At 40.1% G+C, this 26,095-nt stretch carries 20 protein-coding genes, 3 tRNA genes and 1 other annotated feature; of the genes, 17 read left to right on the plus strand and 6 right to left on the minus strand.

The genetic code is table 11. The features are described from left to right. Positions 1–5: 5 nt before the first annotated feature. The 3 genes from TLET_RS02365 to TLET_RS02375 are packed head-to-tail and all read right to left on the minus strand — an operon-like array spanning position 6 to position 2,002. Entirely contained in the window at positions 6–1,109 is a 1,104-nt protein-coding gene (locus TLET_RS02365) for an ABC transporter permease (protein ID WP_012002511.1), read from the minus strand. After that, positions 1,106–1,714, minus strand: a complete 609-nt coding sequence (gene tmk, locus TLET_RS02370) for a dTMP kinase (RefSeq protein ID WP_012002512.1) — start codon at positions 1,712–1,714, stop codon at positions 1,106–1,108. The genes TLET_RS02365 and tmk overlap by 4 nt, the downstream gene beginning before the upstream one ends. An 18-nt stretch (positions 1,715–1,732) precedes the next feature. Continuing rightward, positions 1,733–2,002, minus strand: coding sequence for an acylphosphatase (locus tag TLET_RS02375; protein ID WP_012002513.1), 270 nt, complete (start codon positions 2,000–2,002; stop codon positions 1,733–1,735). Between the two features lie 73 nt (positions 2,003–2,075). Between TLET_RS02375 and guaB the strand changes: the two genes are divergently transcribed. Continuing rightward, entirely contained in the window at positions 2,076–3,533 is a 1,458-nt protein-coding gene (guaB, locus tag TLET_RS02380; protein ID WP_012002514.1) for an IMP dehydrogenase, read from the plus strand. A gap of 25 nt (positions 3,534–3,558) precedes the next feature. Here guaB and glyS read toward each other — a convergent pair whose 3' ends face one another. Next, the gene (gene glyS / locus TLET_RS02385; RefSeq protein ID WP_012002515.1) at positions 3,559–5,574 is read right to left on the minus strand and encodes a glycine--tRNA ligase subunit beta; all 2,016 of its coding nucleotides are present in this window, start codon (positions 5,572–5,574) and stop codon (positions 3,559–3,561) included. Next, positions 5,571–6,416, minus strand: coding sequence for a glycine--tRNA ligase subunit alpha (locus TLET_RS02390; RefSeq protein ID WP_012002516.1), 846 nt, complete (start codon positions 6,414–6,416; stop codon positions 5,571–5,573). The genes glyS and TLET_RS02390 overlap by 4 nt, the downstream gene beginning before the upstream one ends. A 186-nt stretch (positions 6,417–6,602) precedes the next feature. Here TLET_RS02390 and TLET_RS02395 point away from each other — a divergent pair, with 186 nt between their 5' ends. From TLET_RS02395 to TLET_RS02450, 13 genes are all read left to right on the plus strand, one after another. Then, positions 6,603–8,417: an aldehyde ferredoxin oxidoreductase family protein gene (locus tag TLET_RS02395; protein WP_012002517.1), complete on the plus strand. Its 1,815-nt coding sequence runs from the start codon at positions 6,603–6,605 to the stop codon at positions 8,415–8,417. Between the two features lie 113 nt (positions 8,418–8,530). Continuing rightward, positions 8,531–8,606 (plus strand) — tRNA-Thr (locus TLET_RS02400). 9 nt (positions 8,607–8,615) lie between these two features. Continuing rightward, positions 8,616–8,702, plus strand: a tRNA-Tyr gene (locus TLET_RS02405). A 24-nt stretch (positions 8,703–8,726) separates the two neighbouring features. Beyond that, positions 8,727–8,876, plus strand: a complete 150-nt coding sequence (rpmG, locus tag TLET_RS10770; protein WP_012002518.1) for a 50S ribosomal protein L33 — start codon at positions 8,727–8,729, stop codon at positions 8,874–8,876. Between the two features lie 7 nt (positions 8,877–8,883). Beyond that, positions 8,884–8,959: transfer RNA gene (locus tag TLET_RS02410), tRNA-Trp, on the plus strand. Between the two features lie 28 nt (positions 8,960–8,987). Beyond that, positions 8,988–9,185, plus strand: coding sequence for a preprotein translocase subunit SecE (gene secE / locus TLET_RS02415; RefSeq protein ID WP_012002519.1), 198 nt, complete (start codon positions 8,988–8,990; stop codon positions 9,183–9,185). Positions 9,186–9,190: 5 nt separating this feature from the next. Then, on the plus strand, positions 9,191–10,255 hold the full coding sequence (gene nusG, locus TLET_RS02420) for a transcription termination/antitermination protein NusG (protein ID WP_012002520.1): 1,065 nt from the start codon (positions 9,191–9,193) through the stop codon (positions 10,253–10,255). Positions 10,256–10,301: 46 nt separating this feature from the next. Further along, complete coding sequence (gene rplK, locus TLET_RS02425) at positions 10,302–10,727, plus strand: 50S ribosomal protein L11 (RefSeq protein ID WP_012002521.1); 426 nt, start codon at positions 10,302–10,304, stop codon at positions 10,725–10,727. A 20-nt stretch (positions 10,728–10,747) separates the two neighbouring features. Further along, positions 10,748–11,449: a 50S ribosomal protein L1 gene (gene rplA, locus TLET_RS02430; protein ID WP_012002522.1), complete on the plus strand. Its 702-nt coding sequence runs from the start codon at positions 10,748–10,750 to the stop codon at positions 11,447–11,449. Further along, positions 11,446–11,584, plus strand: a sequence feature (ribosomal protein L10 leader region). Its footprint overlaps the gene before it by 4 nt. Positions 11,585–11,594: 10 nt before the next feature. Continuing rightward, positions 11,595–12,137: a 50S ribosomal protein L10 gene (gene rplJ / locus TLET_RS02435; RefSeq protein ID WP_028843414.1), complete on the plus strand. Its 543-nt coding sequence runs from the start codon at positions 11,595–11,597 to the stop codon at positions 12,135–12,137. A 15-nt stretch (positions 12,138–12,152) separates the two neighbouring features. Further along, positions 12,153–12,542: a 50S ribosomal protein L7/L12 gene (gene rplL, locus TLET_RS02440; protein WP_012002524.1), complete on the plus strand. Its 390-nt coding sequence runs from the start codon at positions 12,153–12,155 to the stop codon at positions 12,540–12,542. Positions 12,543–12,704: 162 nt separating this feature from the next. Further along, the gene (gene rpoB, locus TLET_RS02445) at positions 12,705–16,223 is read left to right on the plus strand and encodes a DNA-directed RNA polymerase subunit beta (protein WP_012002525.1); all 3,519 of its coding nucleotides are present in this window, start codon (positions 12,705–12,707) and stop codon (positions 16,221–16,223) included. A 24-nt stretch (positions 16,224–16,247) separates the two neighbouring features. Then, positions 16,248–21,200, plus strand: a complete 4,953-nt coding sequence (locus TLET_RS02450) for a DNA-directed RNA polymerase subunit beta' (protein ID WP_012002526.1) — start codon at positions 16,248–16,250, stop codon at positions 21,198–21,200. Positions 21,201–21,228: 28 nt separating this feature from the next. Here TLET_RS02450 and TLET_RS02455 read toward each other — a convergent pair whose 3' ends face one another. Next, entirely contained in the window at positions 21,229–22,296 is a 1,068-nt protein-coding gene (locus TLET_RS02455; protein ID WP_012002527.1) for a THUMP domain-containing class I SAM-dependent RNA methyltransferase, read from the minus strand. Between the two features lie 75 nt (positions 22,297–22,371). On the opposite strand from TLET_RS02455, the gene TLET_RS02460 reads away from it, so the two are divergent. From TLET_RS02460 to TLET_RS02470, 3 genes are all read left to right on the plus strand, one after another. Further along, positions 22,372–23,760: a TldD/PmbA family protein gene (locus TLET_RS02460; RefSeq protein ID WP_012002528.1), complete on the plus strand. Its 1,389-nt coding sequence runs from the start codon at positions 22,372–22,374 to the stop codon at positions 23,758–23,760. Continuing rightward, complete coding sequence (locus TLET_RS02465) at positions 23,757–25,082, plus strand: TldD/PmbA family protein (RefSeq protein ID WP_012002529.1); 1,326 nt, start codon at positions 23,757–23,759, stop codon at positions 25,080–25,082. The genes TLET_RS02460 and TLET_RS02465 overlap by 4 nt, the downstream gene beginning before the upstream one ends. 243 nt (positions 25,083–25,325) lie before the next feature. Further along, positions 25,326–26,084, plus strand: coding sequence for a transporter substrate-binding domain-containing protein (locus tag TLET_RS02470; RefSeq protein ID WP_012002530.1), 759 nt, complete (start codon positions 25,326–25,328; stop codon positions 26,082–26,084). Positions 26,085–26,095 lie beyond the last annotated feature (11 nt).

Below are 26,095 nucleotides of genomic sequence, written 5' to 3' on the forward strand. Positions count from 1 at the left end.
GTTTCTCACCTTCTTTTGAAATTAAATGCTCCGGTTAATAATACTAAGGCAAAAGTAGTTACAGCTATAAGGGCAACTTTGATTAATTCGGCTGCTGAAACTACATCGTATATTTGCGATTTTCTCAAGACATAATTTACTGAAAATAAAGGAGAATACTTCGAAATAGTTTGCACAATCTCTGGCATAGAACTTATCGGTACAACCATGCCACTTAAAAAGAAAGAAACAATGATTGTCCCCACTCCAAGTAAGCTTGCGATCTGAAGATTATCAGTAATACACGATAGCATTACACCGAAGCTGGCGTGAAAAAAGGAATTCATAAAAGTTAAGAAGATAAGTAATCCAACAGGAAGGTATACACCTATTGAAACAAATATCAAGCAGGCTATAGCTGATTCGACCATTCCTATCAGACTATATGCGATAACCTTTGCTGCAATATAGAGAAAACCTGACAGATTATATGTCATATACATATCTGTTAGTTTAATCTGGCGATCCAGGGTAGTTGAGCTACACGAAATAGCTATTATGACAAAAGCTGCTGATAGAAAAATTGCAATAGGTGTTAACAGTGATTCAAAACTCATGAGCTTTTCCTTTTCTGGCAGGATTAATTTTGGTGCCGGGTATCCGGGAGATGTGAACAAATATTTCATAACCTGAGGATCAAAAAAAGGGCTTCCCTGAAGATCTTCAAACATGGAATTAAACAGTCGATAGACAATCGTTGATACCTGAAGATCTACAGGACTTGGTATGAAGCTCAGAGTTGTTTGTTTGGCAGCATAAAGATTCTTAGAGAAATCCTTCGGAATTATCACTATGGCACTGTATTCACCTGAAAGCAGCTTACTTTGATAATTAGGTCCAACGTAAGATATGGTTCCCCCTCTAAAGAGTGACATAACTGTGCCAACGGTGAAACGAGACAGTGGATCATCATCAAGATTGAGGATACCTATTTTAGTGTTCAAAACGCTGAAACTATTAAACATGATCAACGTGAGAAAAACGACAACTATTGGAACAAGAAACATTATTAGAAAGGATAACTTATTTTTGAAAACTCTGTTCACTTCTGTTAGTATTAACCTAATCACCTGATGATCCCCCAGTAGAGTTGCTCAAAAATTAGTATGATTTCTGAGTGTATTTCTTCAATAGCTTTTTCGCCGTTCATCAAGAAAATCCTTTTTTCCTTTCTTGCCAGTTCCAGATATGCCTTTCTGACTTTTTTCAAAAACTCAATTCCTTCAGATTCAATTCTATCAAAAATTCTTTTTCTCTTGAGAGCTGTTTCCACTGGTACATCTATATAAAAAGTCAGGTCGGGTTTTAAACCATCTGTTGCAAAGTCATTGAGTTTCTCAACGAGCTCTGGCCCCAGTTCTCTTCCGACACCTTGATAAACAACGCTCGAGTCAATAAAACGATCCGCTACAACTACTTTGTTTTCCTTCAAAGCTGGCAATATTATCTGTGAAACTAATTGAGCCCTGCTGGCCAAAAAAAGCAATAGTTCAGCTTTTGGATAAATTTGAAATTGACCTTTGAGCACTATTTCCCGCAAAATCTCACCTAACTCGGTCCCTCCTGGTTCTCTGACATGTATATAAGGTAAATTCTTATTTTTAAGGTAAGACAAAAAAAGTCTCAATTGCGTTCCTTTTCCACTTCCATCGATTCCCTCAAAAGATATTAACATTATTGAACAATCCTCCTCTCACGGCACAATGTCAAATGATGTGAAATTTTGTCCGGCCACTCTTTCGTATTTTACACTAATTACGGTAGCCATCGGTGGTCCGATGGACACTGCCTTGAGAAACTCTACGAGGATTTCTTCGGGTGCTTCAGCGTGAATCTCTACTGATCCATCTTCCGCGTTTCTAACATATCCTTTAATTTTCATTTTATTTGCTAATTTATATGTAAAATATCTGAAACCAACTCCATGGACACGACCACTTATCTTTATAAAAAGTGCCTGCATGCTTTAACCTCCTTGATGATATAATCTCAGCAAACATCTTACATCAAAATGAAGCTTTTTAGGAGGTGGAATCTTGATTTTTGAAGAAGGCATAACTTTTGACGATGTTCTTTTGATCCCGGGTTATAGCGAGGTACTTCCCTCTCAGACAGATGTGAAAACAAAATTGGTAGGAGACATTTATTTAAGCATTCCTTTAGTGAGTGCAGCGATGGATACTGTAACAGAGGCAGAACTTGCTAAGGCTCTTGCACGAGAAGGTGGTGTAGGTGTTATACATAAAAATATGTCAATTGAAGAACAGGCGCACCAGGTCTTGGTGGTAAAGAGAACTGAAAATGGGGTTATCTATGATCCGGTGACTATCCATCCGGAGGATACAATTCACGATGCATTGATGCTTATGTCTACTTATAAAATAGGAGGACTGCCGGTAGTTGATGAAGAAGGAAAATTGATGGGATTGATTACGAACAGAGATATTAGATTTGAGAAGAATTATTCAAGGAAAGTTAGAGAGCTTATGACGCCACGAACACAGCTCATTGTGGCCGATCCTTCTATAAGCCTGGATGAGGCTAAGGGTATATTGCATACGCATAAAGTAGAAAAATTGCCCTTGGTTGATTCTGACAATCATCTCGCTGGTTTAATTACTATTAAAGACATAATGAGTGTCGTCGAACACCCGTTTGCTGCGCGTGACAGCAAGGGAAGATTAATAGTCGGTGCAGCTGTGGGAACAGGCAATGATACTTTAGAGAGAGTACAAGCATTGAAGGACGCTCAGGTGGATTTTGTTGTTGTCGATACCGCGCATGGACACTCTAAGAAGGTTATAGATGTGGTCAAAATGATTAGATCTGATTTTCCAGAATTATTGATAGTTGCTGGAAACGTTGCAACTTCAGAAGGAGCTCTCGCACTTATAGAAGCAGGGGCAAACTGCATAAAAGTTGGTATAGGGCCTGGTTCTATATGTACAACCCGTGTTGTAGCCGGGATAGGAGTTCCTCAGCTAACAGCCATAATGAGCTGTTCAAAAGTATGCAAAAATCATGAAATTACTTTGATAGCTGACGGCGGCATCAGGTACTCGGGAGATATAGTCAAAGCCCTGGCTGCAGGAGCAGATTCAGTTATGATTGGAAGCATCTTTGCTGGCACTGAAGAGGCTCCGGGTGAGGCTATTCTCTATCAGGGAAGAAAATATAAAGCTTACAGGGGTATGGGCAGTGAGTCGGCTATGAGAAGAGGAAGTGCGGACAGATATTTCCAAAGTGAAAATTTCAAATTTGTTCCTGAAGGCGTTGAAGGTATGGTACCTTACAAGGGCACAATTAAAGATGTGGTTCATCAGCTTGTTGGTGGTCTCAGGGCAGGTATGGGATATGTAGGAGCAAAAGATTTGAGAGAATTGCAGGAAAAAGCCCGGTTTGTGAAAATAACAACCGCAGGAGTCAAAGAAAGTCACCCGCACGATATAATAATTACAAGAGAATCTTCAAATTATGGATCTTTTTCAAATTGATGTAGAATAAGGGCGAACAGCGCCCTTATTCTCTTTTAATCAGCTGCGTCAGATCGCCGATCATCATGAAAAGTTCATCTATGTTTTTCAGGAAAGCAAGCCTGTTTTTTCTTATATCTTCACGATTTACCATAACAAAAACATCGTCAAAATACTTATCAATGAAAGGTTTAAGTGTTATAAGTGAACTTACACCCCTTTCATAATCGAGTTCTTTTAGGCTACTAACTACCGTCGATTTGACTTCGATAAACCGATTTAACAACTCTATTTCAGCATTTTCTTCAAAAAGAGCCCCGTCGAATTTTGTATCATTGAAATTTTTCGTAATGTTGTGCACTCTTTCAAAGCCTACGCATAATTCGTTGAAGCTGTTGTTTTTTACCATTTCTGCCAGAGCCCTCGCCGAGAGAAATCCTCTCAGTGGTTTTGACCAGAGATGATTCACTGCTCTGGATAAATCATAGTTGAATCCTTCGCCACTCAAAAACGCATAATATCTGTTAGACATGAAATCACTTATAATTTCCCATTTGCATGTTATGCTTAAAAGCTTAAGTGTCTCTCTTATCAATTCTTCGAGATCCAAGTCCCATTTCCTGTTCACGATCGTTTTGAAAATAACATCTGATTTATTTCTCAAACCAAAAGGATCCCGGGATCCAGATGGAATATTTCCAACTGCAAGGTTACCAATTATGGTGTCTATTCTATCGGCAATAGCTATGATAGATCCAGTAATTGTTTTTGGTTCATCAAAATATTGTTCTTCTATAGCTTCCGCCACTTCCGCATCTTCTTCATTCATCAATGCATAGAGTTTTCCGATAGTTCCCTGAAGTTCTGGAAATTCATACACAACATGGCTGGCTATATCAGCCTTACTCAAGATTGCTGCTCTGCCGATTTTCTCAGCCATTTGGGAAAGTCCTAATTTCTCAGCCATGTATAGAGAAAGTTTCTTTATTCTCAGAACTTTGTCAAACAAAGTACCAAGTTCTTTTTGAAACACCATTCCCTTTAATCTTTCATTGAAATCCTCAAGATTGTATCTTTTGTCTATTTCAAAGTAATATCTTGCATCTTCAAGTCTTGCGTTTACTACGTTGCTGTATCCGATAGTTATCTTTTCGATATTTCCAAAAGGATTGTCAATAAAAGCCACAAAATATGGCGTTATTTTTTGATTTTCAAATGTAGTGAATGCACTGAGATGATGCTTCACCGTGACAGTGATGAGCTCCTCAGGTAGATTTAAATATTCCTCTTTGAATTTTCCAACGATTGCTGTTGGCCACTCCAGAAGATTCGATATTTTCTTGATTAACTCTTTGTCTCTATCGCACGTGAGAAAATGTTCTTTCTCAATCTTTGCCAGTTCTGCTTTGATTTTCTCAATTCTCTCTTCTTGATTAACAAGTACATAATGATTCTTAAGAAGATCGATATAATCAGCACAATTTTCTACAGTGATGACTTTTTGCAGATTCGGGTGTCCTTGAGTTTTATTGGAAGAATTCTTTCCAAAAATCTGAAAAGGGAGTATTTGATTATTTAGCATAAGAACTACCCATTTTACGGGCCGCACAAATAGATATTTTCCGTTCCCCCATCTCATAGATTTGGTGAATTTCAAACTCTGGATAACTTCAGTAAAGATTTCAGGCAGAACCTCTGATGCTTTTCTGCCAGGTACTTTTTTCCTAATGTACACATATTCATCTTTTAAGTAGATATCTTCTTCACTCGCTTCATTCGCAGACAAAAAACCAATTAAAGCTTTTGTGGGTTTTCCATCCAAGAAAGCTGTGCTTTTCGATGGTCCTCTTTTTTCAAGGATAGAATCTTCCTGCCTCTCAGCAATTTCTTTCACTAATACTGCCATCCGTCGATTAGTCACCACGGACAAAACGGTTCGAAACGCAAGCCTTTTCTCTGTAAAGAGTTTTTCTGTTAGTAACTGTAATTGCTGCTGTATCTGACTCATTTCACTTGCCGGTAATTCCTCAATACCTATTTCTAATAGAGCTGTATTTGTCACTTTGACGAACCTCCCTGAAAAGTTTCTGCGCATCGTTTTGCCATAGATCTTATAGATCTTATGTATTCCTGTCTCTGAGAAACACTTATCGCGTTCCTTGCGTCCAATAAATTGAAAGTGTGCGAACATTTGATCATGTAATCGTATGCAACTAAGTAATTGCCATTTTCTATTTGATTTTCAAACTCGGATTGGTAAATATCATACAATTGAAAAAGCTTCTGTGGTGATGACTGATCAAAATTATACTTTGAAAATTGCTTTTCGTTTTCCAGATATAATTGTCCATATGAAATTTTGTCATTCCACATAACATCGAAGATACTATTTTTATTCTGCAGATACATTGCTATTCTTTCTATTCCGTAGGTTATTTCAAGTGGAATGGATTTTAAACTGATACCGCCTATTTGTTGGAAGTAGGTGAATTGGGTAATTTCCATACCATCTAACCAGACTTCCCAGCCAACTCCCCATGCCCCAAGGGTTGGAGATTCCCAGTTATCCTCAACAAATCGAACGTCATGTTCTTTAAGATTTATGTTTAAACTCTCCAAGGATTTGAGATAGATTTCCTGGCAGTTGTCCGGAGAAGGTTTGACTATCACCTGATATTGAAAATATCTTTGCAATCTGTTGGGATTTTCACCATATCTTCCGTCGGTAGGTCGACGGCTTGGCTGAACAAAGGCTACACTCCATTCACTATGTTTAAGGCATCCAAAAAATGTTGACGGGTGAAATGTTCCAGCTCCAACTTCCATATCATATGGCTGATCAATCAGGCACCCAAAACCTGACCAGTAATCGTTAAGTTTTTTTATGATATCTTGAAGATACACTTCGAGCACCTCCGATTCATAAATTCATTATACCCTGAAAAAATATAATAAAACGATATCATATAGATGACAATCCCTGATTATTCTTGTTTTAGCACAGAGTTTTTGTCATGTGCATCTTAACGAATTTGGGTTGCCGTTTTGCTATACTCATTGCTGTAAGCAAATTGTCAAAGGAGGTATAACATGATTTTAAGAGTAAATCTGTCAACCAAAAAAGTAGTTGCTGAAAGGTTGAACAAAATGGACCTTGAAAATTTCATCGGCGGGAGAGGTATAGCTGCAAAGATTTTGTGGGATGAAGTAAAGCACGTTGATCCATTATCTGAAAGCAACAAACTCATTATCGCTGCAGGACCTTACAATGGCTTGAGAACTCCCAGTGGGGGAAAACTCGTCGTGGCTGCTAAAAGTCCCCTGACAGGAGGCTACGGTGATGGAAATATAGGTACCATGGCTTCGGTACATTTGAGGAAGGCTGGTTATATGGCTTTAGTTGTTGAAGGTGCAAGTGAGAAACCAGTATACATTTATATTGATAATGAAAATGTGAGTATATTAAGCGCAGAAGGGTTATGGGGATTGAGTACATTTGAAACAGAGCGAAAATTGAAAGATGTTCATGGAAACAACGTAGGAGTGTTGAGCATAGGACCAGCTGGAGAAAACTTGGTGAAATATGCTGTCATTATTTCTCAGGATGGAAGAGCCGGGGGAAGACCGGGTATAGGGGCAGTCATGGGAAGCAAAAAATTGAAGGCGGTTGTTATAAGAGGGACGGGAGATGTCCAGGTAAGAGATGTAGAGGCTTTCAAGAAGTACACAACAGATGTATACAAAATGATTCCCACTCTTCCCGCTTACGATTTTTGGATGCGTCAGGGAACACTGGCCACTCTTGAGTGGGCAAACAAAAATAAAGCCCTTCCAGTTAGAAATTTTGGGCAGGTGAAATTCGAATATGCCAGAACTGTTGATGGTTATTCAATGGAAGCGATGAAAGTTACTAAAAGAGGATGTCCAAATTGCAATATGATTTGTGGTAACGTCGTACTTGATATGGAAGGAAAAGAAAGTGAACTGGATTATGAGAATGTTGGAATGCTTGGCCCAAATATGGGCATGCCTTTTTTGAACAAGGTTGCTGTTTTAAACAGGTTGGCGGATGAATATGGCATTGACACTATTTCGCTGGGAGCAGTGATGGGATTTATCATGGAAGCTTCGGAAAAGGGGTATGTGAAAGGCGCGCCAAAATTTGGAGATTATGATAACACTATAGAATTGGTCAGAAAGATAGCTTACAGAGATGGGGAACTGGCAAATATTCTGGCAGATGGCGTTAAAGAAGCTTCGGAAAAGCTAAATCTCCAGCATTTAGCAATGCATGTAAAGGGCTTAGAGGTCTCTGCTTATAATTGCTATATATATCCCGCAATGGCTCTTGCTTATGGAACGAGCGCCATTGGAGCTCATCATAAAGAAGCGTGGGTCATAGCCTGGGAAATAGGATCAACACCTCTTGAAGAAGCCACAACAAGCGAATATGTTATGACTTATACGCCGGAGAAAGCAAGAAAAGTTGTTGAGCAGCAACGAATAAGAGGTGGACTTTTTGAAATGCTCACAGCTTGTCGTTTACCATGGGTCGAACTTGGTGTTGATCTGGAGTGGTATGCAAAAATCCTCAGCGCAATAACCGGAGAACAATATACACTGGATAGACTTTATGAAGCAGCCGACCGGGTATATTCACTCATAAGATGTTACTGGATCAGGGAATATAGAGGCAAATGGAACAGGCACATGGATTATCCACCACAGCGTTGGTTTGAAAACGATATAAATGGTATGAAACTTGAAAGGGATAAATACGATCTACTGCTGAGCGAATATTACAAACTTCGAGGCTGGGATTCAAATGGTGTCCCGACACCCGAAACATTGAGAAGGCAAAAATTGGATTTTGCCATAGAGGAACTTGGAGATATTATCAGATAATTTTTCCAATACGATACAAACACTTAATCTCTGTTAGACAAAAATATTGTATCTTCAGAATTGCGACTGCTTGACATATGAATATTGTAAGCATATAATATCAAAGGCACGGTGCCAGCGTAGCTCAACCGGCAGAGCGGCTGATTTGTAATCAGCAGGTTGGGGGTTCGAGTCCCTTCGCTGGCTCCACAGATGGGTGGTGAGGTGCCCGAGCGGCCAAAGGGGGCGGACTGTAAATCCGCTGGCGGAACGCCTTCGGAGGTTCAAATCCTCCCCTCACCACCACTTTTATCTTAAGAGGTGTGGAAAATGAGAGTGAAAATATCACTTAAGTGTTCTGAGTGCGGGAAAAAGAACTATTATACGGACAAAAACAAAACTGCCAAGGAAAAGCTGAGTTTCAGAAGATATTGCCCAAAGTGCAACAAACATACTGTTCATAGCGAAACTAAGTTGTGATCGATGTAGGGCCGTAGCTCAATTGGTAGAGCACCGGTCTCCAAAATCGGGGGTTGCAGGTTCGAGTCCTGCCGGCCCTGCCAAATTTTTTTGTACCATGGAGGGATATCTGTGGAAAAAATAAAAAAATTCTTTCGGGAGGTTGCTGCTGAAGCAAAAAAAACCCACTGGCCAAGTAGAAATGAGCTTCTGACCTCCACTTCTGTTGTTGTTTTAATACTGGTAGTAATGGGGGTTTATTTTTTTGTGCTGGACATGGTCTTCTCTGGAGCAATTAGAACGTTTTTGAAAGCAATTGGCATAGGGTGATTTTTGTGAAAAAAAAGTGGTTCATCCTTAGAACGATGGCCGGATTTGAGCAAACGGCGAAGGAAAACTTGGAAGCGAAAATAAGATCCACAGGATTTGAAAGATATTTCGGCAGAATACTGGTTCCTGAAGAAACGATTCTGGATGCTACATCAAAATCTATAAAGCGTTTCGCGGTTTCTCTTAATGCCAAGCTGGTTGTTAAAAGTGGTGCCGACGTTGAGAGAGGAGATTTACTGGCTGAGGAACCCCCCATCCATGCTCGACACAGTGGTGTGGTGGTGAATGTTAAAAATTACAGAAAAGTAACTGTTGAAACGATAGACAGAAAATACTCGAAAACATACTTTTTGCCAGAAGGGTCAAAACTCGAAACGGGTATTAAAATTGGTGCTCGCATAAAACAGGGAATGCCATTGACGAAGGATTTTGAACATATCTGCGAACTGGATGGAAAAATAGTTGAAAACGAGAGGGTTAAGCGTGTTGAGATTCAGAGGGAAGATGGTGAAATAGACATCTACCATATACCCTTAGATGTCTACGACTCACAGAAGGTTTTTAAGGGAAAGCAAGCAAAGAATGGCGAGCTTCTCGCCGATGGAAGAAAAATCTACGCGACGTCTGGTGGGCGTGTGGAAATAGTGGATCTCGGAACAAGGAAGGAAATCAGAATCGCAAAGACTCATAAGAGAAGACTGTTTCCTGGATATGTTTTTGTAGAAATGATGATGAATGATGAGACCTGGCAATTTGCGCGAAATGTTCCAAGCATAATAGATTTTGTTTCTTCTGGAGGACAACCCTTAGAAATGAAACCTCGTGAAGCTCGGGTGATTCTGAGGCTTGCAGGTTTGGAAACTTATGAGGAGAAAATGAAACCGATCAAAGTGGAACTGGACTTTCACATTGGTGATGTTGTCAAAATAACATCAGGACCGTTTGAAGATTTTGCAGGTGTAGTAAAAGAGATAGACGCTGAGAAACAAGAGCTAAGAGTGGCAGTAACTATTTTCGGCCGTGAAACACCGGTCACGGTAAAGATATCGGAAGTTGAAAGGATCCAGTGAAGTGGGAGGGAATATTCCCAAACCACCATAAGGAGGGAAAACTTCGATGGCTAAAAAAGTAGTCGCAGAGGTTAAATTACAGCTTCCTGCTGGTAAAGCGACACCAGCTCCTCCTGTTGGACCAGCGCTTGGCCAACGAGGAGTAAACATAATGGAATTCTGTAAGAGATTCAATGCAGAAACTGCTGATAAAGCAGGGATGATTCTTCCTGTGATTATAACGGTTTATGAAGACAGATCATTCAGCTTTGTTGTTAAAACACCGCCGGCTTCGTTTTTGCTGAAAAGGGCGGCAGGGCTTGAAAAAGGATCAGGTGAACCCAAAAGGAAAAATGTTGGCAAGGTTACCCGAAAGCAATTAGAGGAAATTGCGAAAATAAAGATGCCGGATATAACTGCTAATGATCTTGAAGCTGCTGTCAAGATAGTTGAAGGAACAGCTAAAAGTATGGGTATTGAAATTGTAGATTGATTTGTGAGAGGAGGAGGCGTGTGCCGAGACACTCCAGAAGGTATCAGGAAATAAGGCAAAAAGTTGATCGAACCCGTTTTTATAGTGTTGATGATGCCATAGAGCTGGTTAAACAAACTGCTACGGCAAAATTTGATGAAACTGTTGAACTGCACCTGTCCACGAATATAGATACCAAGAGACCAGAACAACAAGTTCGTAGCACTGTTACTCTTCCACATGGGACAGGTAAGAGAGTTAGAGTGCTGGTCTTTGCAAAAGGAGACAAGGCTGAAGCTGCGAAAAATGCAGGCGCAGATTATGTTGGAGGAGATGAACTGGTAGAAAAAATAACTAACGAGAATTTCACCGATTTTGATGTTGCGATAGCTACGCCTGATATGATGAGATCGATAGGAAAGTTGGGTAAAATCTTAGGTCCCCGTGGTTTAATGCCATCACCGAAATCTGGTACAGTTACAGAGGATGTTGAGACAGCAGTTAAAGCGTTTAAAATGGGAAGAATTGAAGTTCGCAATGACAAGACAGGTTGTATACATATACCGGTGGGAAAGTGTTCTTTTGACGGAGAAAAACTCAGAGAAAATCTGCTGAGTGCATACAGACAGATCATTGCCTTGAGACCAGCGGGTGTAAAAGGGCAGTTCATAAAAAGAGTTGTCCTGAGTTCGACGATGGGTGTGGGAATAAAAATTGATCAATCTGATTTAGAAAATATTTGAATAATTGCTTTTCGCCAAAGACAGTAGGTCTATGCTGAAAAAGGGGAGTCCCCGCCTACCGAGGCGAAAGAAACGTTTAATAATATAGTTTCTTTTGCTGCGGGGTCTCTTTTTGAGACCTTTTTTATTGAAAGGAGGTGCAAAATTGATAACGAGACAACAAAAAGAGGCAGTTCTTGAAAAACTGGAAAATGACTTTTCCAACTCGTCGCTTGTAATGTTCATTAATTACTCAGGATTCAATGTCGCTATGATGAGAGATCTAAGAAGAAGGTTGTACTCTAAATATGAACGTGAAGCTCGCTTTACGGTTGCGAAAAACACTTTGATAGGCCGTGCCCTTTCAAAAGTTGGTTATGCAGAAAAAGACTTTCAAAGTATACTTGCAGGACCAACGGCGGTGCTTTATGTTCTGTCTGATGATCCTATTGAAGCAATAAAGATCACTCACTCTTTTTCGAAAGAGAAAAAACTCGAAGGAATATTTAAAGGTGGATTTCTGGAAGGAAACTATTTTACCGCTGATGACGTAAGCAAATTGGCATCGTTGCCTACAAAGGAAGAATTGTATGCAATGGTCGTTGGAAGAGTGCAAGCTCCTCTGACAAATCTTGTTTATGTTCTGAGTGGCACTATAAGAAAGCTTTTGTATGCTTTGAATGCAATACATGATAAGAAATCGAAATGATGGAGGTGTGGTAAAATGAATGTAGAGCAGATTGTGGAAGCTATTGAAAAACTAACAGTTGCGGAGCTCGCAGAGCTTGTTAAGGCATTAGAGGAAAAATTTGGCGTAAGTGCGGCTGCCCCCATAGCAGTGGCTGCTGCAGCAGCACCTGCTGCAGGCGCGCAACAGGCTCAGGCCGAAGAAAAGACAGAATTTGATGTTTTGTTAAAAGGCTTTGGCAGCAACAAGATAGGTGTTATCAAAGTTGTCAGAGAAATAACCGGTCTTGGTTTGAAAGAGGCAAAAGATCTGGTCGAGAAGGCCGGAAGTCCAGATGCGATTGTAAAAAGTGGTATTCCTAAAAATGAAGCAGAAGACATAAAAAAGAAGCTCGAAGAGGCTGGCGCCGAGGTTACTTTGAAATAGTGTGAAAAGCTTTTCTTATAGGCAAAGAAAATGTATCAAACCTATACCAGCATCGCTGGTATAGGTTGTTTTGTGTTAACATACTTTGGTGTCTCTACTCTTTAATGGTACCTCATGTTTTCGGCTCCTGAGAAATATTTTACCGCAAAACGAGGTGATTTGATGCGAACCGTTTGTTACGGGAAGAGGGAACGTCTCACCTTTGGCCGCATCCATGATGCTGTGAAAGTTCCAAATCTCATATCAATTCAAATTGATTCTTACAAAGATTTTCTTGAGAATGGATTAATAGAAGTCCTCAAGAAATTCTCTCCAATTACTTCTCAACCTCACAAAGGTGATTTGAAAAAAGGTGAAAAAGGATTCGTCTTGGAATTTGTTTCAACAAAAGTGGGACAACCAAACGCGCCCGTTGAAGAATGCAAACAAAAAGGGCTTACTTACACTGTCCCGGTTTACACCACAGTACGTATTACTGATGTAAATACTGGTGAGATGAGAGAAGAAGAGGCTTTCCTTGGTTCGATACCGCACATGACTGAAAATGGAACATTTATAATTAACGGTGCGGAAAGAGTTATTGTCAGTCAACTTGTGAGAGCGCCCGGTGTTTACTTTGTTGATGAAATTCCGAAAACTCAGGTTGTATCTCCAATTTATGTTGCTCATTTTCTACCTGTAAGAGGTGCGTGGCTGGAATTACTCTACTACAGCGCAGACAATATGTTTTATGCGAGAATTGACAGAAAAAGACGTATAAATCTCTTTTTGCTGTTTAAAGCATTGGGGTTCACTGACGACCTTGAAATTTTGGACCTCTTTCCTGATCCGATTGATGCTGACGATGAATACACTATGGAAAAAGCTGTTGGATCAATAATTCTCCATGATGTTGTTTTAGATGGAAAGAAAATTGTAGAAAGAGGTGGGGTTTTAACTAAGGCAGCATCACAGGCTATTTTAGAATCCAAAATAGCAACCGTAGTGAGAGCGCATCCTGCTGCCCAAAAGACCCTGGAAAAGATGGTAGATACCTATGGGGAAGTTGATTCTTCCAAAGCGTACGTAGAGATTTTTAGAAAGTTGAAGCCGGGAGAGATTCCCAGGGTTAACACAGCAAAAGCATATTTGACGAGTTTATATTTCAGCACCGAGAGATTTGAACTGTCTGATGTTGGAAGATACAAGATAAACAAGAGATTGACTCAGGCTTACAGAAGATATCTCGCTCAAGTTAAAGGACTTCCAGAAGAAGAAGTCGAATCAGTGGAATATAATCCTGAAGATCCTGTTTTAACACCTATGGATATAGTACTTGCAAGTAGATATTTGCTTGATGTAAGTAAAAATCCGGAAATAATGGACACAAAAGACCATCTTGGAAACAAAAGGGTCAGAACTGTCGGTGAATTAATAAAATTGGAGTTTGAAAGAGCCTTTGCTCGTGCTCAGAGATTAATTCAAGAACGCTTGACGCTTTATGCTTCACTCGACAAGATATCTATTCAGAGCCTGATAAATGTAAAAACGATAATAGCTGGTATCAATCAATTTTTTGCAACCAGTCCGCTATCCCAGTTTATGGAACAGGTTAATCCACTTGCCGAATTAACACATAAAAGGAGATTAACTGCAGTGGGCCCAGGCGGATTGAAAAGAGAGCGAGCTCGATTCGAAGTTAGGGACGTGCATCATTCTCATTATGGAAGGATGTGCCCAATAGAAACACCCGAAGGTGCAAACATAGGTCTTATAACTTCATTAGCGGTGTATGCGAATATTGACAAATTTGGTTTTTTAACCACTCCATATAGAAAAGTTGTCAATGGGGTTGTTACCAGTGAAATCGTTTATCTGACAGCCGATGAAGAAGAACATTACAATATAGCTCCGTGCACAATCAAGATTGACAAAGATGGCAGAATACTTGATGAAAGAGTTCCTGTGCGATTCATGGAAAGATTGCAGTTTGTTGAGAAAAATAAAGTCCAATTCATGGATGTTTCAACAAAGCAAATAGTGAGCGTTTCAACATCACTTATTCCATTCCTCGAGCATGATGATGCAAATAGAGCTTTAATGGGATCAAATATGCAGAGACAAGCAGTTCCTCTTGTGAAACCCGAAGCTCCGTTTGTTGCTACTGGTGTCGAGTATGATGCGGCACTTTACTCTGGTTATGTTGTTCAAGCCAAATACAGCGGTAGAGTTAAGAAAGTTGATTCAAGAAAAATAGTTATTGAAAGAATGGATGAAAATGGTAAACCTGTTTTGAAAAATGGTAAACCTGTTCTGGATGAATACAGATTAATGAAATTCATGAGAACAAATCAAGATACAACGGTAAATCAACGTCCAATAGTAGATATTGGAGACATAGTAAAGGCAGGGGACGTGATTGCAGATGGTCCGGCAACTGATATGGGAGAACTCGCACTCGGGAAAAATGTACTGGTTGCTTTCATGCCATGGGAAGGGTACAATTTCGAAGATGCGATATTGGTAAGCGAAGAACTTTTGGAAGAGGACACCTTCACTTCAATTCACATAGAAGTTTACGAGACTCAGGCCAGAGATACAAGACTTGGACCAGAAGAAATAACAGTTGATATTCCCAACGTGAGTAAAGAAGCGCTGAGAAACCTCGATGAAAATGGAATAGTCAGGGTAGGTGCTTATGTTGGACCCCAGGATATTCTGGTTGGTAAGGTAACACCAAAAGGTGAAGGTGAAACTACACCCGAGGAGAAGATCATAAGATCTGTTTTTGGCGAACGAGGAAAAGATGTTAAAGATACTTCACTCAGGCTTCCTCATGGAACCGATGGCAGAGTTATAGATGTTAAAGTGTTCGATAAAGACGAAGAAACAGATCTTGGTGCAGGGGTCAACAAACTGGTTAAGGTTTATGTCGCTTGTCGAAAGACTCTCGAAGTTGGAGACAAACTTGCTGGAAGACATGGAAACAAAGGTGTGGTATCAAAAATTCTTCCAAAAGAAGATATGCCATTTTTACCCGATGGTACGCCTGTTCAGCTGGTTTTGAGCCCACTTGGAGTGCCATCAAGAATGAATGTTGGTCAGATACTTGAAACACATCTTGGTTGGCTTGCTAAACTTACGCGAAACTGGTTTGCAACACCTGTCTTTGATGGTGCCAAGGAAAATGAGATATTGCCGTGGTTATATGAGGAAAGACGGGCAGTTGGTCTTGAAGAAGGAGATAGTGATAATGAACCTTCAGGCAAAGTTGTGCTGAGGGATGGAAGAACTGGTGAGTCATTTGCAGAGCCAATTGTCGTTGGTTATATATATATGATGAAGCTGGTTCATATTGCGAAGGACAAGATACATGCCCGTTCAACAGGACCATATTCTCTAATACATCAACAGCCTCTTGGAGGTAAGGCACAGTTTGGTGGCCAAAGATTTGGTGAAATGGAAGTTTGGGCTCTGGAGGCACATGGAGCTGCGCATACGCTCAATGAAATGCTCACCATTAAATCTGATGATATAAAAGGCAGGAACGAGGTTTACAAGGCTATCCTCAAAGGCAAGAATATACCAGAACCCGGTATACCAGAAAGTTTTCGTGTTTTGATCAAAGAGTTAAGAGGACTTGCTCTTGATATCAGGGTGTACGACGAGAATGGCAACGAAATTGATATTGACCGGGTTTGAGAAACCTGCCGAGGAGGGGAACGTATGGCGATATCAACTTTTAAGAGAAAAATTGCTTCAGTGAGAGTAAGTGTAGCTTCTCCAGAAATTATTCGTGCATGGTCAAGTGGAGAAGTGAAAAAACCGGAAACTATAAACTACAGGTCTTTTAAACCAGAGAGAGATGGTTTATTTTGTGAAAAGATTTTCGGACCAACGAAAGATTATGAATGCGCCTGCGGTAAGTACAAAGGAAAAAAGTATGAAGGCACTGTGTGTGAAAGATGTGGTGTCAGAGTTGAGTCAAAAGAAGCTCGCAGGAAGAAAATGGGCCATATTGAGCTTGCTGCGCCGGTTGTTCACGTTTGGTATCTCAAGAGCAGCCCAAGCATACTTTCAACTCTGTTGAATATACCGGCTCGCGATCTTGAAAACATAGTTTATCATGGAAGCAGAAGAATTATTGAACGCAGTTATATAATCACAGATTCAAAAAAGACACAATTTGCCGCTGGTGATGTTCTCTATGAGACAGAATATGAGGTTTACAAAAAGGTTTTAGATTTCGACGCTGAAATTGCTGTAACTGTTAAAAATCCAAAATCACCAGTTGTTTCTGATATTGATGGTGAAGTGTCTATAAAGTCAGAACAAACCAACACAGGGCGGGAGATTATCTGGATAACCGTCAAGGATAGTAAGAAAATTCCCATTCAGCTCCAGCCTGGTATGATTCTACTCTCCAAAAATGGCCAAGAGGTCAAAGAAGGGACAATATTAGTACCTGAAAAGCAAATCGCCCCATTTTATGCACCTTTTGATGGAACAGTGGAGATAGACGAAATCGCTTCAACTTTGACTATTAAACCACTTACTACAAGTAAAGAACAACCGGTGACTGTTACCATACCATACTGTGTAAGAGTTCTGGTAAAAAATGGTAGCAAAGTCAAGGCAGCGGATGAATTATTGAGCGGAGGAACAATACCTGCAATTACAAGTCCTGCCTCAGGAAAAGTTGTTTTTGGAAAAGAGCTCAATGTTAGACCGCTGGAAGATGACACTTACGAAGTGCTATCAGCGGGTATGCTTTATGTCGAGCAGCTCATTCAAGAAAAGCGGTACCCGATTTTTGAAGGGTCACTTCCATATGTGAATGATGGGGACAAAGTAAAAGCAGGAGATTACTTAGCTGATAGATTTTTATTTGAAGATGAGGTTCTGTCAGCTCATGAATATAAGATTTTTGAAGACTATTACCCACAGCAATTCACCGTAGAAGCTGAAGTCGAGAATGATAGACCAATTGTTGCGGTAACCGAAATAGACGATGAACTTTCAAAGGAAACAGGCCTTTCTGTGGGTTCTATCATAACAGAAAGCGAATATGAAGCTTATAAAGAGCTGTATCCGGGGAAAATCGAAGCACATTATGGAGCAGCCGCTGTCAAAAAGCTTCTTGAAAAAATAGACCTTGAGAAATTGAAAGCTCAGATCGAATCGGAACTTTCACAATTGCCAAGAAGCAGCGGAAAGGCTCTCAAATTATTGAAGAGGTTGAAGATCGTAAAAAACCTCATTAAATCGGGAACAAAACCTGAATGGATGGTTCTTGAAGCAGTGCCAGTCATACCTCCTGAACTCAGGCCAATGATTCAAATAGATGGAGGTAGATTTGCCACAACAGATTTAAATGATTTATACAGGAGGGTAATAAACAGGAACAACAGATTAAGAAGGCTTTTAGACTTGAATGCACCAGATATCATAGTAAGAAACGAGAAGAGAATGCTTCAGGAATCTGTTGATAGTCTTATTTACAATGGAAGGATAGGAAAGGCTGTTGCAGATAGAAACGGAAGAGCCCTGAAGTCTTTGACAGATCTTGTTAAGGGCAAGAAGGGTCGATTTAGGAGAAATTTACTTGGAAAACGTGTGGATTATTCAGGAAGAGCTGTTATTGTCGTTGGGCCTGATTTGAAAATACACCAGTGCGGTTTACCAAAGAAGATGGCTATGGAGTTGTTCAGGCCATTTGTACTTGCACAGCTGCTGAAAGAAGGCGGAGAATCAAGTAAAACGGCACGTAAGATGAAAAAGGCAATTATAGAAAAGGAAATGCCTGAGGCTTGGGATATTCTCGAAGAGGTGATAAAAGGCCATCCAGTGCTGCTCAACCGCGCCCCGACATTGCATCGCATGTCTATACAGGCATTTGAACCAAAGTTGATAGAAGGTAACGCAATACAGTTGCATCCACTGGTTTGTCCGCCTTTCAACGCGGATTTTGATGGGGACCAGATGGCAGTTCATGTTCCACTTTCAGCAGCTGCACAGGCAGAGGCCAAATATCTGATGCTGTCAAGATACAATATAATATCTCCTGCGCATGGAAAACCGATTTCTATGCCCGGAAAAGATATAATCGTTGGTGTTTACTATCTGACTGCTATTGGAAAAGATTTTGATGATGTTAAAACCGAGGAGATTCGATATCGATTTGGCTCAACGGAAGAAGCTATTCTTGCATATTCTCTGGGCTATGTTGATCTTCATACGCCTGTTCTCGCAAAGGTGAAAGTTTCTGATCAGGAAAAAATTGTTAAAACGACTGTAGGAAGGATTATTTTCAATGAGATAATTCTTCCCGATCTGAGAGATTATACGCGTGTTTTTGGAAAAAAAGAGATAAAGAATCTTATATACGATACTTTTAAGCGCCACGGTATAGATGCAACCGCGGATCTTCTTGATGACATGAAAGATCTTGGTTTTCATTACGCTACAGTTTCTGGATTGACCATATCTTTGAAAGATTTGATTGTTTCACCGAAAAAAGATGAGATAATCAGAGGAGCTGAGCAAAGAGTCGAACAAGTTGAAGAGGAATATAGAAGAGGCTTTCTTACTTTTGATGAAAGATATAGAGAAATAATAAAGATCTGGAATAAAGCAACAGAGGATGTACAGTTTGTTACTCAGCAGGCTCTCGGTGAAAATCCGTTCAATCCGATTTTCATGATGGTCAATTCCGGTGCAAGAGGTAATATAGATCAGGTAAAACAGCTTGCAGGTATGCGGGGCTTAATGGCTGATCCTTCCGGAAAAACGATAGAAATACCTATCATATCTAATTTCCGTGAAGGCTTAACAAGTATGGAATTCTTTATATCAACACATGGTGCAAGAAAAGGAGCAGCTGATACAGCTTTAAGGACATCATCTGCAGGATATCTAACCCGCAGATTAGTCGACGTGGCACAGAGTATAGTTATAACAACAACTGATTGTGGTACGCATGAAGGTTTAAAAGCTGTAGAACTTATCAGTGATGATCTCACTGTGCAGAAACTGAAAGATTTTCTCTTTGGAAGGGTTCTTTCAAGGGATGTTGTTGATCCATTGACAGGAGAGGTTATCAAAAATCCGGTGACAGGAAGAGAATATGTTAGGAATGCCATGCTTTCTGATGAAGATGCCGAGTTTCTGGCTGAGTACGTGGTTTCTGTGCCTGTCAGTGTTGAGCAGGTACTGGACTTACAAGGCCTCCAGCTTCCGCACTGTTATGCAGAAGTATGTGAGGAAATCAGAACAGTTGACGGAGTTTATTATGAAGAGGGAACAGAACTTAACTGGGATGTTGTCAGAAATGCTAAGAATGCTGGCAAAAAGCAGCTCAAAATAAAGATGTACCCGGTAGTTGGTACTATTTCCGAACAAGTTATTAAAGATAAAAAGGGCGAAAAGGAACTGGTGGTCCTTCGAGAAGAAATAGACGAATTAACAGCAAAGATTCTGGAAGAAAATGGAGTAAGTCAGATCAAAGTTAGACCCAATATCTATGTCCGGTCAGTGCTTACATGCGAAGCAGAAAAAGGTGTTTGCGCAATGTGTTATGGCATGGATTTGTCCAATCACAAAGTTGTCAATGTTGGTGAAGCGGTTGGTATAATTGCAGCGCAGTCTATAGGTGAGCCTGGAACTCAACTGACCATGAGAACCTTTCACACGGGTGGAATAGCTACTACAGCAGATATAACTCAGGGGTTGCCGAGAGCTGAAGAGCTTTTCGAAGCAAGGAAAAAACTTAAAGAACCTGAGGGAATTTTCAGTACTGAAACAGGCTTTGTGAAAGATATTAAAGAAGTGGAAGGAAGGCAGAAAATCTACATTGAAGATTATTCGGGAGGTATACACGAATACGAAGTTCCGGAGAAAACCAAAGTGAAGGTTAGGATTGGTCAGAAGGTCTTACCTGGAACACCACTCACGACAGGGGCAATCAGACTTAGAAAATTAATGGATACACTTGGAGTTGAGGCAACGGCAATGTATTTATTGAAAGAAACGCAGAAAGTCTACGTAGAGCAGGGTGTCGAGATACACAATAAGCACTTTGAGATTATCATAAAACAAATGCTTGGCAGAGTTGAAATAGTTGATCCGGGAGATACAGATTTTCTGCCAGGCCAACTTATGACTATATCTGAAGCTGAGAAAATAAACGAGAAAATTTTGAGAGAAAATGCAAATGCCCAAAGCAATAGAAATTTTGTTCTGGGTAAAATACTTGCGAAAAAGGTAGTTGCAAAAGTTAGTGATGAAGTTGAAGAAATAGCATCTGAGGGAACAGAAGTAACTGAAGAAATTCTTGAAAAGGCCGTGGAATCTGGCGTAAAGGAAATATGCATATATGATGAAGGCAAACAGATTACATATCAAATTGCTCCTAAGGAACCTATGAGGTACAGGCGAAGGCTTTTGAGGATAACAAAAGCATCCCTTGAGCAAAAAGGCTGGCTCAGTGCGGCTTCATTCCAACAAACACCGCAGGTTTTAACTGAAGCTGCTGTTGAGGGAAGTATAGATTTGCTTGAAGGCCTGAAAGAAAATGTTATAGTTGGACAACTGGTGCCAGCTGGAACTGGCCTTGAAACTTTTGCAAATATCCAAATAGAAGAAACACCGAGAGCTGCTGAAGCAGAAAAAATGGCTTAAAGAAGGGGCTTTTGCCCCTTCTTTGATTTCAAAAGATGTAACACCAGGTCCACAAACCGCTGTTTTGAAATCTGAATTTTCTTTGCAATTCTATTGAGATCATTTTTTGTAGATCTTCTCTTGGGGTTATCAGACATAACCGGGCATCTGGAAAGATTTTTCTCAATTTTGAGAGTTTTCTGTAGAAACTTGCATTTCCTTCTCTCATTCTTAAACCAAATGGTGGATTAGTGACAATGTGTAGTTTTTCATGGAATATGGGTAATTTTTCAAAATCGCTGCAGTGAAATCTCACATATTTTTTTACACCAGCTCTTATGGCGTTTTCATTTGCCACTTGCAAAATATCCGGGTTTTTGTCGTACCCTATCGCCACTGTTCGCTTGCATTCATGCTGGTTGACAATCGATGGTTTTAAATCTTTAAACAATGGCCAGTTTTCAAATGAAAAACTTCGTTTGTTATTTTGCATTTGTAAAGCAATTCTCGCAGCTTCAATTGCTATGGTACCACTACCACAGAATGGATCGATCAGCGGAACCTCCTGATCCCACCCGCTTATCAGTATCAGGGCGGCTGCTATTGTTTCACGCAATGGGGCAGATGAGGTTTTCATTCTGTAACCTCTTTTGCTCAGGCTGTTTTTACCTGTTGTGTCAAGCATTAGACTGACAAAATTGTTTTTTATGTATATGTACATTGGATATATAATACCATCGGGCTGATTGTCGGATTTTATTTTGCTGTAAATGGCTTTCTTCACAATTGAAGCTACGGCCCCTTTTGCGGATAGTTTTGAGTTTGTAATCTTTACTTTTTCAACCACTATTGTTCCTCTTTTATGTACCAGTTCATTCCAATTAGCGCTAAAAGTTCCTTCGAATAATTCATCGAAGGTTTCTGATGGAAAATCTGTTACATTGATCATCACCCTGTCAGCACTTTTTAAATAAAGATTCAGTTTAGGGATATCGATCAGATGGCCATCAAAATGAACATGACCAGATGTTGTTGTTTTGATTTTGAAACCGAGTTTTTTTAATTCAATACACGGAGCTTTTTCCAATCCAGCACTGCAAAGTACAACTAACTCCATTTTTTCACCTCTGGCCATAATTTTAGCATTATAAATCTTTGAATGATAGAATAAATATTTGAGGAGGTGCAAAAATTGCTTGATGAGAAAGTTGTTCAGGACGTAATAGTTTATGGAATTAAAAAAGGTGCCGAATTTGTGGAAATATTCTCTGAAGACAGGACCAGCACGGTTATGACGATGACGGATGGAAGAATCGACACAGCCAGTAGTGACAGAGAATTCGGAATAGGGTTGAGGCTTTTCAAAAATGATCAGCAGGTGTATGCCTACACAAATGTTTTTGCCAGAGAACAACTCATTTCAATGGTGGATAGGCTTATACAGGCTTTGTCGGCAGGCAATGGAAGCGAAAAAAAGATTGATATGACAAGAAATGATGTGAAAAACAATCATTTAATATTTTATTATCCACAGGAAGTTTCAAAAACTGACAAAGCGAGAATAATGAAATTGGCGTATGAAGGTGCCAAGGGTTATTCAAGCCTTATAACGCAAGTTCTTATCAGATATTGGGATTACGATCAAAAAGTGTTCATAGCTAACTCTGATGGTTTGATCGCTGAGGATCGCAGAGTCAGGACGAGGTTAATGGTCAATGCTGTGGCTTCAAAAGACGGGGAGCAGGAATCTGGATTTTATGGACCAGGGGCAGCTATGGGTATAGAATTTTTCAATTTATTCAATCCTCATGATATAGGTGCTGAGGCAGCGAGGGTAGCTGACAGAATGGTAAAAGCAGATCATGCGCCGGCGGGGAAAATGCCTGTTGTGATTGCAAATGAATTTGGCGGAGTAATCTTTCACGAAGCTTGTGGGCATGCGCTTGAGGCAACCTCTGTTGCAAAAGGTGCCTCGGTCTTTGCTAGAAAATTAAATCAAAAAGTTGCTGCCGAATGTGTTTCGGCTGTTGACGATGGAACAATCCCTAATGCTTGGGGTTCTGCGAATATCGATGATGAAGGCACGCCAACACAACGTAATGTGCTGATAGAAAATGGTGTTCTGAAATCGTATCTGGTTGATCGGTTCCATGCAAAGAAAATGGGAATGAAGCCAAATGGTTGTGGCAGAAGACAAAGTTATAAATTTGCACCGACTTCCAGAATGAGTAATACTTTTATATTACCGGGCAAACATCTTCCAGAAGAAATAATTGCTGCAACTGAATACGGGCTTTATGCGAAAAAAATGGGTGGCGGATCAGTGCATCCTTCAACAGGGGAGTTTAATTTTGCTGTAGCAGAAGGTTATTTGATAGAAAAAGGGAGGATCACAAAGCCAGTACGGGGTGCAACGCTTATCGGTAAAGGAACAGATGTTATAGCAAAAATAGATATGGTTGCCAACGATTTAGCTAGAGGCCAGGGAATGTGTGGATCGATTTCAGGAAGTATTCCAGCGGACGTTGGTCAACCCACTATACGGGTAAGCGAACTCATTGTTGGGGGGCGAAACAAATGAAAATAGATGATTTTAGAGATAAGGTGTTTCTTCTGGCAAAGAAGAAGGGATTTGATGACAGTCAATTACTTTTAACTAACAGAAAAGAGTTTGGTGTAGTCATCAGTAAGCAAAATATAGAAAACTACACAGATGCCGAATCTTTCAAAATAGTATTTAAGGGTATTAAAAATGGCAAATCATCATTTTCAACCAGTGAAATCCTTGATGAAAAAACTGCGGAATTTCTCGTCGAAAGCGCATATGAGAATCTGGAAGTTACCGATACTCTTGAAGAAGATGTGATTTACGATGGCTCAGGAGAATATTCACCTGCCCAAAATTTTGTGGATGAATTCGAGCGGATATCAGTTAAAGAAAAAATAGATTTTGCAAAAATGATGGAACAGAAGGCGCTTTCTGTTGATAAAAGAATAACAATGGTCATAATGAGTGCGTATGAGCATGAAAGACGTAACATAACACTCTTTAATACCAGTGGCCTACAATTGAAGGAAAGTACTGGCCTTGGAGCTGCTTTCATTTATCTGATTGCTTCGGATGGTCAGAAGCCAAAGAGAGGGACAAAGGTTTGTTTTGCTTCAAAACCATCAGATATAGATTTTGAAGAGGTAGTTTCTCAAGCAGCCAATGAAGCTCTTTCACAGCTTGGTGCAAGTAGTGTTTCTTCTGGAAAATATCGGGCGATTCTGCGACGTGATGTCTTTGCGGAACTGTTCACGGCGTTTTTGCCGATTTTCTCTGCTGAAAATGTACAGAAAGGTCTATCCCCCCTTAAGGGAAAGCTTGGTGTACAGATTGCGAGTGAAAAATTGACACTGATAGAAGATCCTCTTTCGAACAAAACACCTGTTCGGAGATCATTTGATAATGAAGGTGTTCCAACAATGAAAAAAGAATTTGTTAAGGATGGTACTTTAACTACATATTTTCATTCTCTCAAATCAGCGAAAAAAGATGGAGTCTTACCAACAGGTAATGTCTTTGAGAGCAAATGCGTCCCATTAAACGTTATTGTAGAACCAGGCAGTAAAAGTTTTGATGATTTGCTGAAGGAACTTGATAGTGGTCTTGTTATAACAGCGCTTGATGGATTGCATTCTGGTGTGAGAACTGTTTCAGGGGATTTTTCGGTGAGTGCACTTGGATATCAAGTTGAAGGCGGAAAGATAGTCAAGCCAGTTGAACAAATTACTATCTCCGGGAACTTCATCGACCTGCTCAGGCGTATAGAAGGGGTAGGAAATGACATTAAGCTCGTTTCTGATTCATTCTATACTCCTTCTGTACTGGTCGAGTTTTTGGATGTAGCTGGAGATTAAAAACAGGTTGACATGTGTGCTTTAATGTAGTATTATTTTGGAAAAATAGTGATAGGAGTTGCTCAAATGTTTATAAATTTATTTGAAAAGAAAGCATCTCAAATGATAAAGCATTACAACAGAGGCAGCCCGGTTTTCTTCCCGGGTAGCATCTGTTGTGGTGCTGCTTAAAGGGAAGATAGAGAAAAAACCGGGCTGCTGAAAAGTAGCCCGGTTTTTTTTATATCACAGGAGGTGATTTTGGTGAGAAGGTTTTTTGTCATTTTAATTGTAACCGCTCTCTTGTTTACAGGTTTGGCTTCTTTGATCGATGATATTCAGAAAAGAGGCGTACTCAGAGTTGGTCAGGATGAAGGATATATGCCGCTCTATGGTACTGATGAAAAAGGTGAGCGAGTTGGACTTGAAGTTGAACTTATAAACAAAATAGCAGAAATACTTGGAGTAAAGGTAGAGTACGTAATTGTCAACTGGGATGGAATCATACCGGCTTTAATTTCCGGAAAGTTCGACATTATCTTCTCTGGTATGACTATCACGCCAGAGAGAGCTTTAAAGGTGAATTTTTCAGCGCCGTATTTAACAGTTGGTCAGGCAATTCTCTACAACAAAAGTGTTTTTAAGACACCACCAACCTATCAAGATTTGGCTGATAAGCCTGTAAAGATAGCTGTCCAGCTGGGAACAACGGGAGAATTTACTGCAAGAAGAAAATTTCCAAAGGCTGAGATTTTAACTTTCTCTACTATGGATGAAGCAGCCTTTCAGGTAGTTTCGAAACGCGCGGATATAATGGTTAATGATTCTATCTATGTCAAATTTCTCACTCAAAAATATGAAACCCTTGGTATGACAAACGAACTCTTGAGCAGAGAAGATCTTGGAATAGCTATCAGAAAAGGAGACATGGAGGCTCTAAGATGGTTTGATACTTTTGTTCAGTGGGCGAAAACCAGTGGTCTGATAGAAGAATTGCATCAGAAGTGGCTTGGCAACGAGTGAGGGCCCTGCCC

The sequence above is a fragment of the Pseudothermotoga lettingae TMO genome (assembly GCF_000017865.1).
GTDB classification, from domain to species: domain Bacteria; phylum Thermotogota; class Thermotogae; order Thermotogales; family DSM-5069; genus Pseudothermotoga_B; species Pseudothermotoga_B elfii.

Bases quoted from the DNA above. Each gene is read 5' to 3' on its own strand.
- tmk (WP_012002512.1), bottom strand. From the start codon at position 1,714: ATGTTAATATCTTTTGAGGGAATCGATGGAAGTGGAAAAGGAACGCAA.
- TLET_RS02375 (WP_012002513.1), bottom strand. From the start codon at position 2,002: ATGCAGGCACTTTTTATAAAGATAAGTGGTCGTGTCCATGGAGTTGGT.
- TLET_RS02395 (WP_012002517.1), top strand. From the start codon at position 6,603: ATGATTTTAAGAGTAAATCTGTCAACCAAAAAAGTAGTTGCTGAAAGG.
- rpmG (WP_012002518.1), top strand. From the start codon at position 8,727: ATGAGAGTGAAAATATCACTTAAGTGTTCTGAGTGCGGGAAAAAGAAC.
- rplK (WP_012002521.1), top strand. From the start codon at position 10,302: ATGGCTAAAAAAGTAGTCGCAGAGGTTAAATTACAGCTTCCTGCTGGT.
- rplL (WP_012002524.1), top strand. From the start codon at position 12,153: ATGAATGTAGAGCAGATTGTGGAAGCTATTGAAAAACTAACAGTTGCG.
- rpoB (WP_012002525.1), top strand. From the start codon at position 12,705: ATGCGAACCGTTTGTTACGGGAAGAGGGAACGTCTCACCTTTGGCCGC.
- TLET_RS02450 (WP_012002526.1), top strand. From the start codon at position 16,248: ATGGCGATATCAACTTTTAAGAGAAAAATTGCTTCAGTGAGAGTAAGT.
- TLET_RS02455 (WP_012002527.1), bottom strand. From the start codon at position 22,296: ATGGAGTTAGTTGTACTTTGCAGTGCTGGATTGGAAAAAGCTCCGTGT.
- TLET_RS02465 (WP_012002529.1), top strand. From the start codon at position 23,757: ATGAAAATAGATGATTTTAGAGATAAGGTGTTTCTTCTGGCAAAGAAG.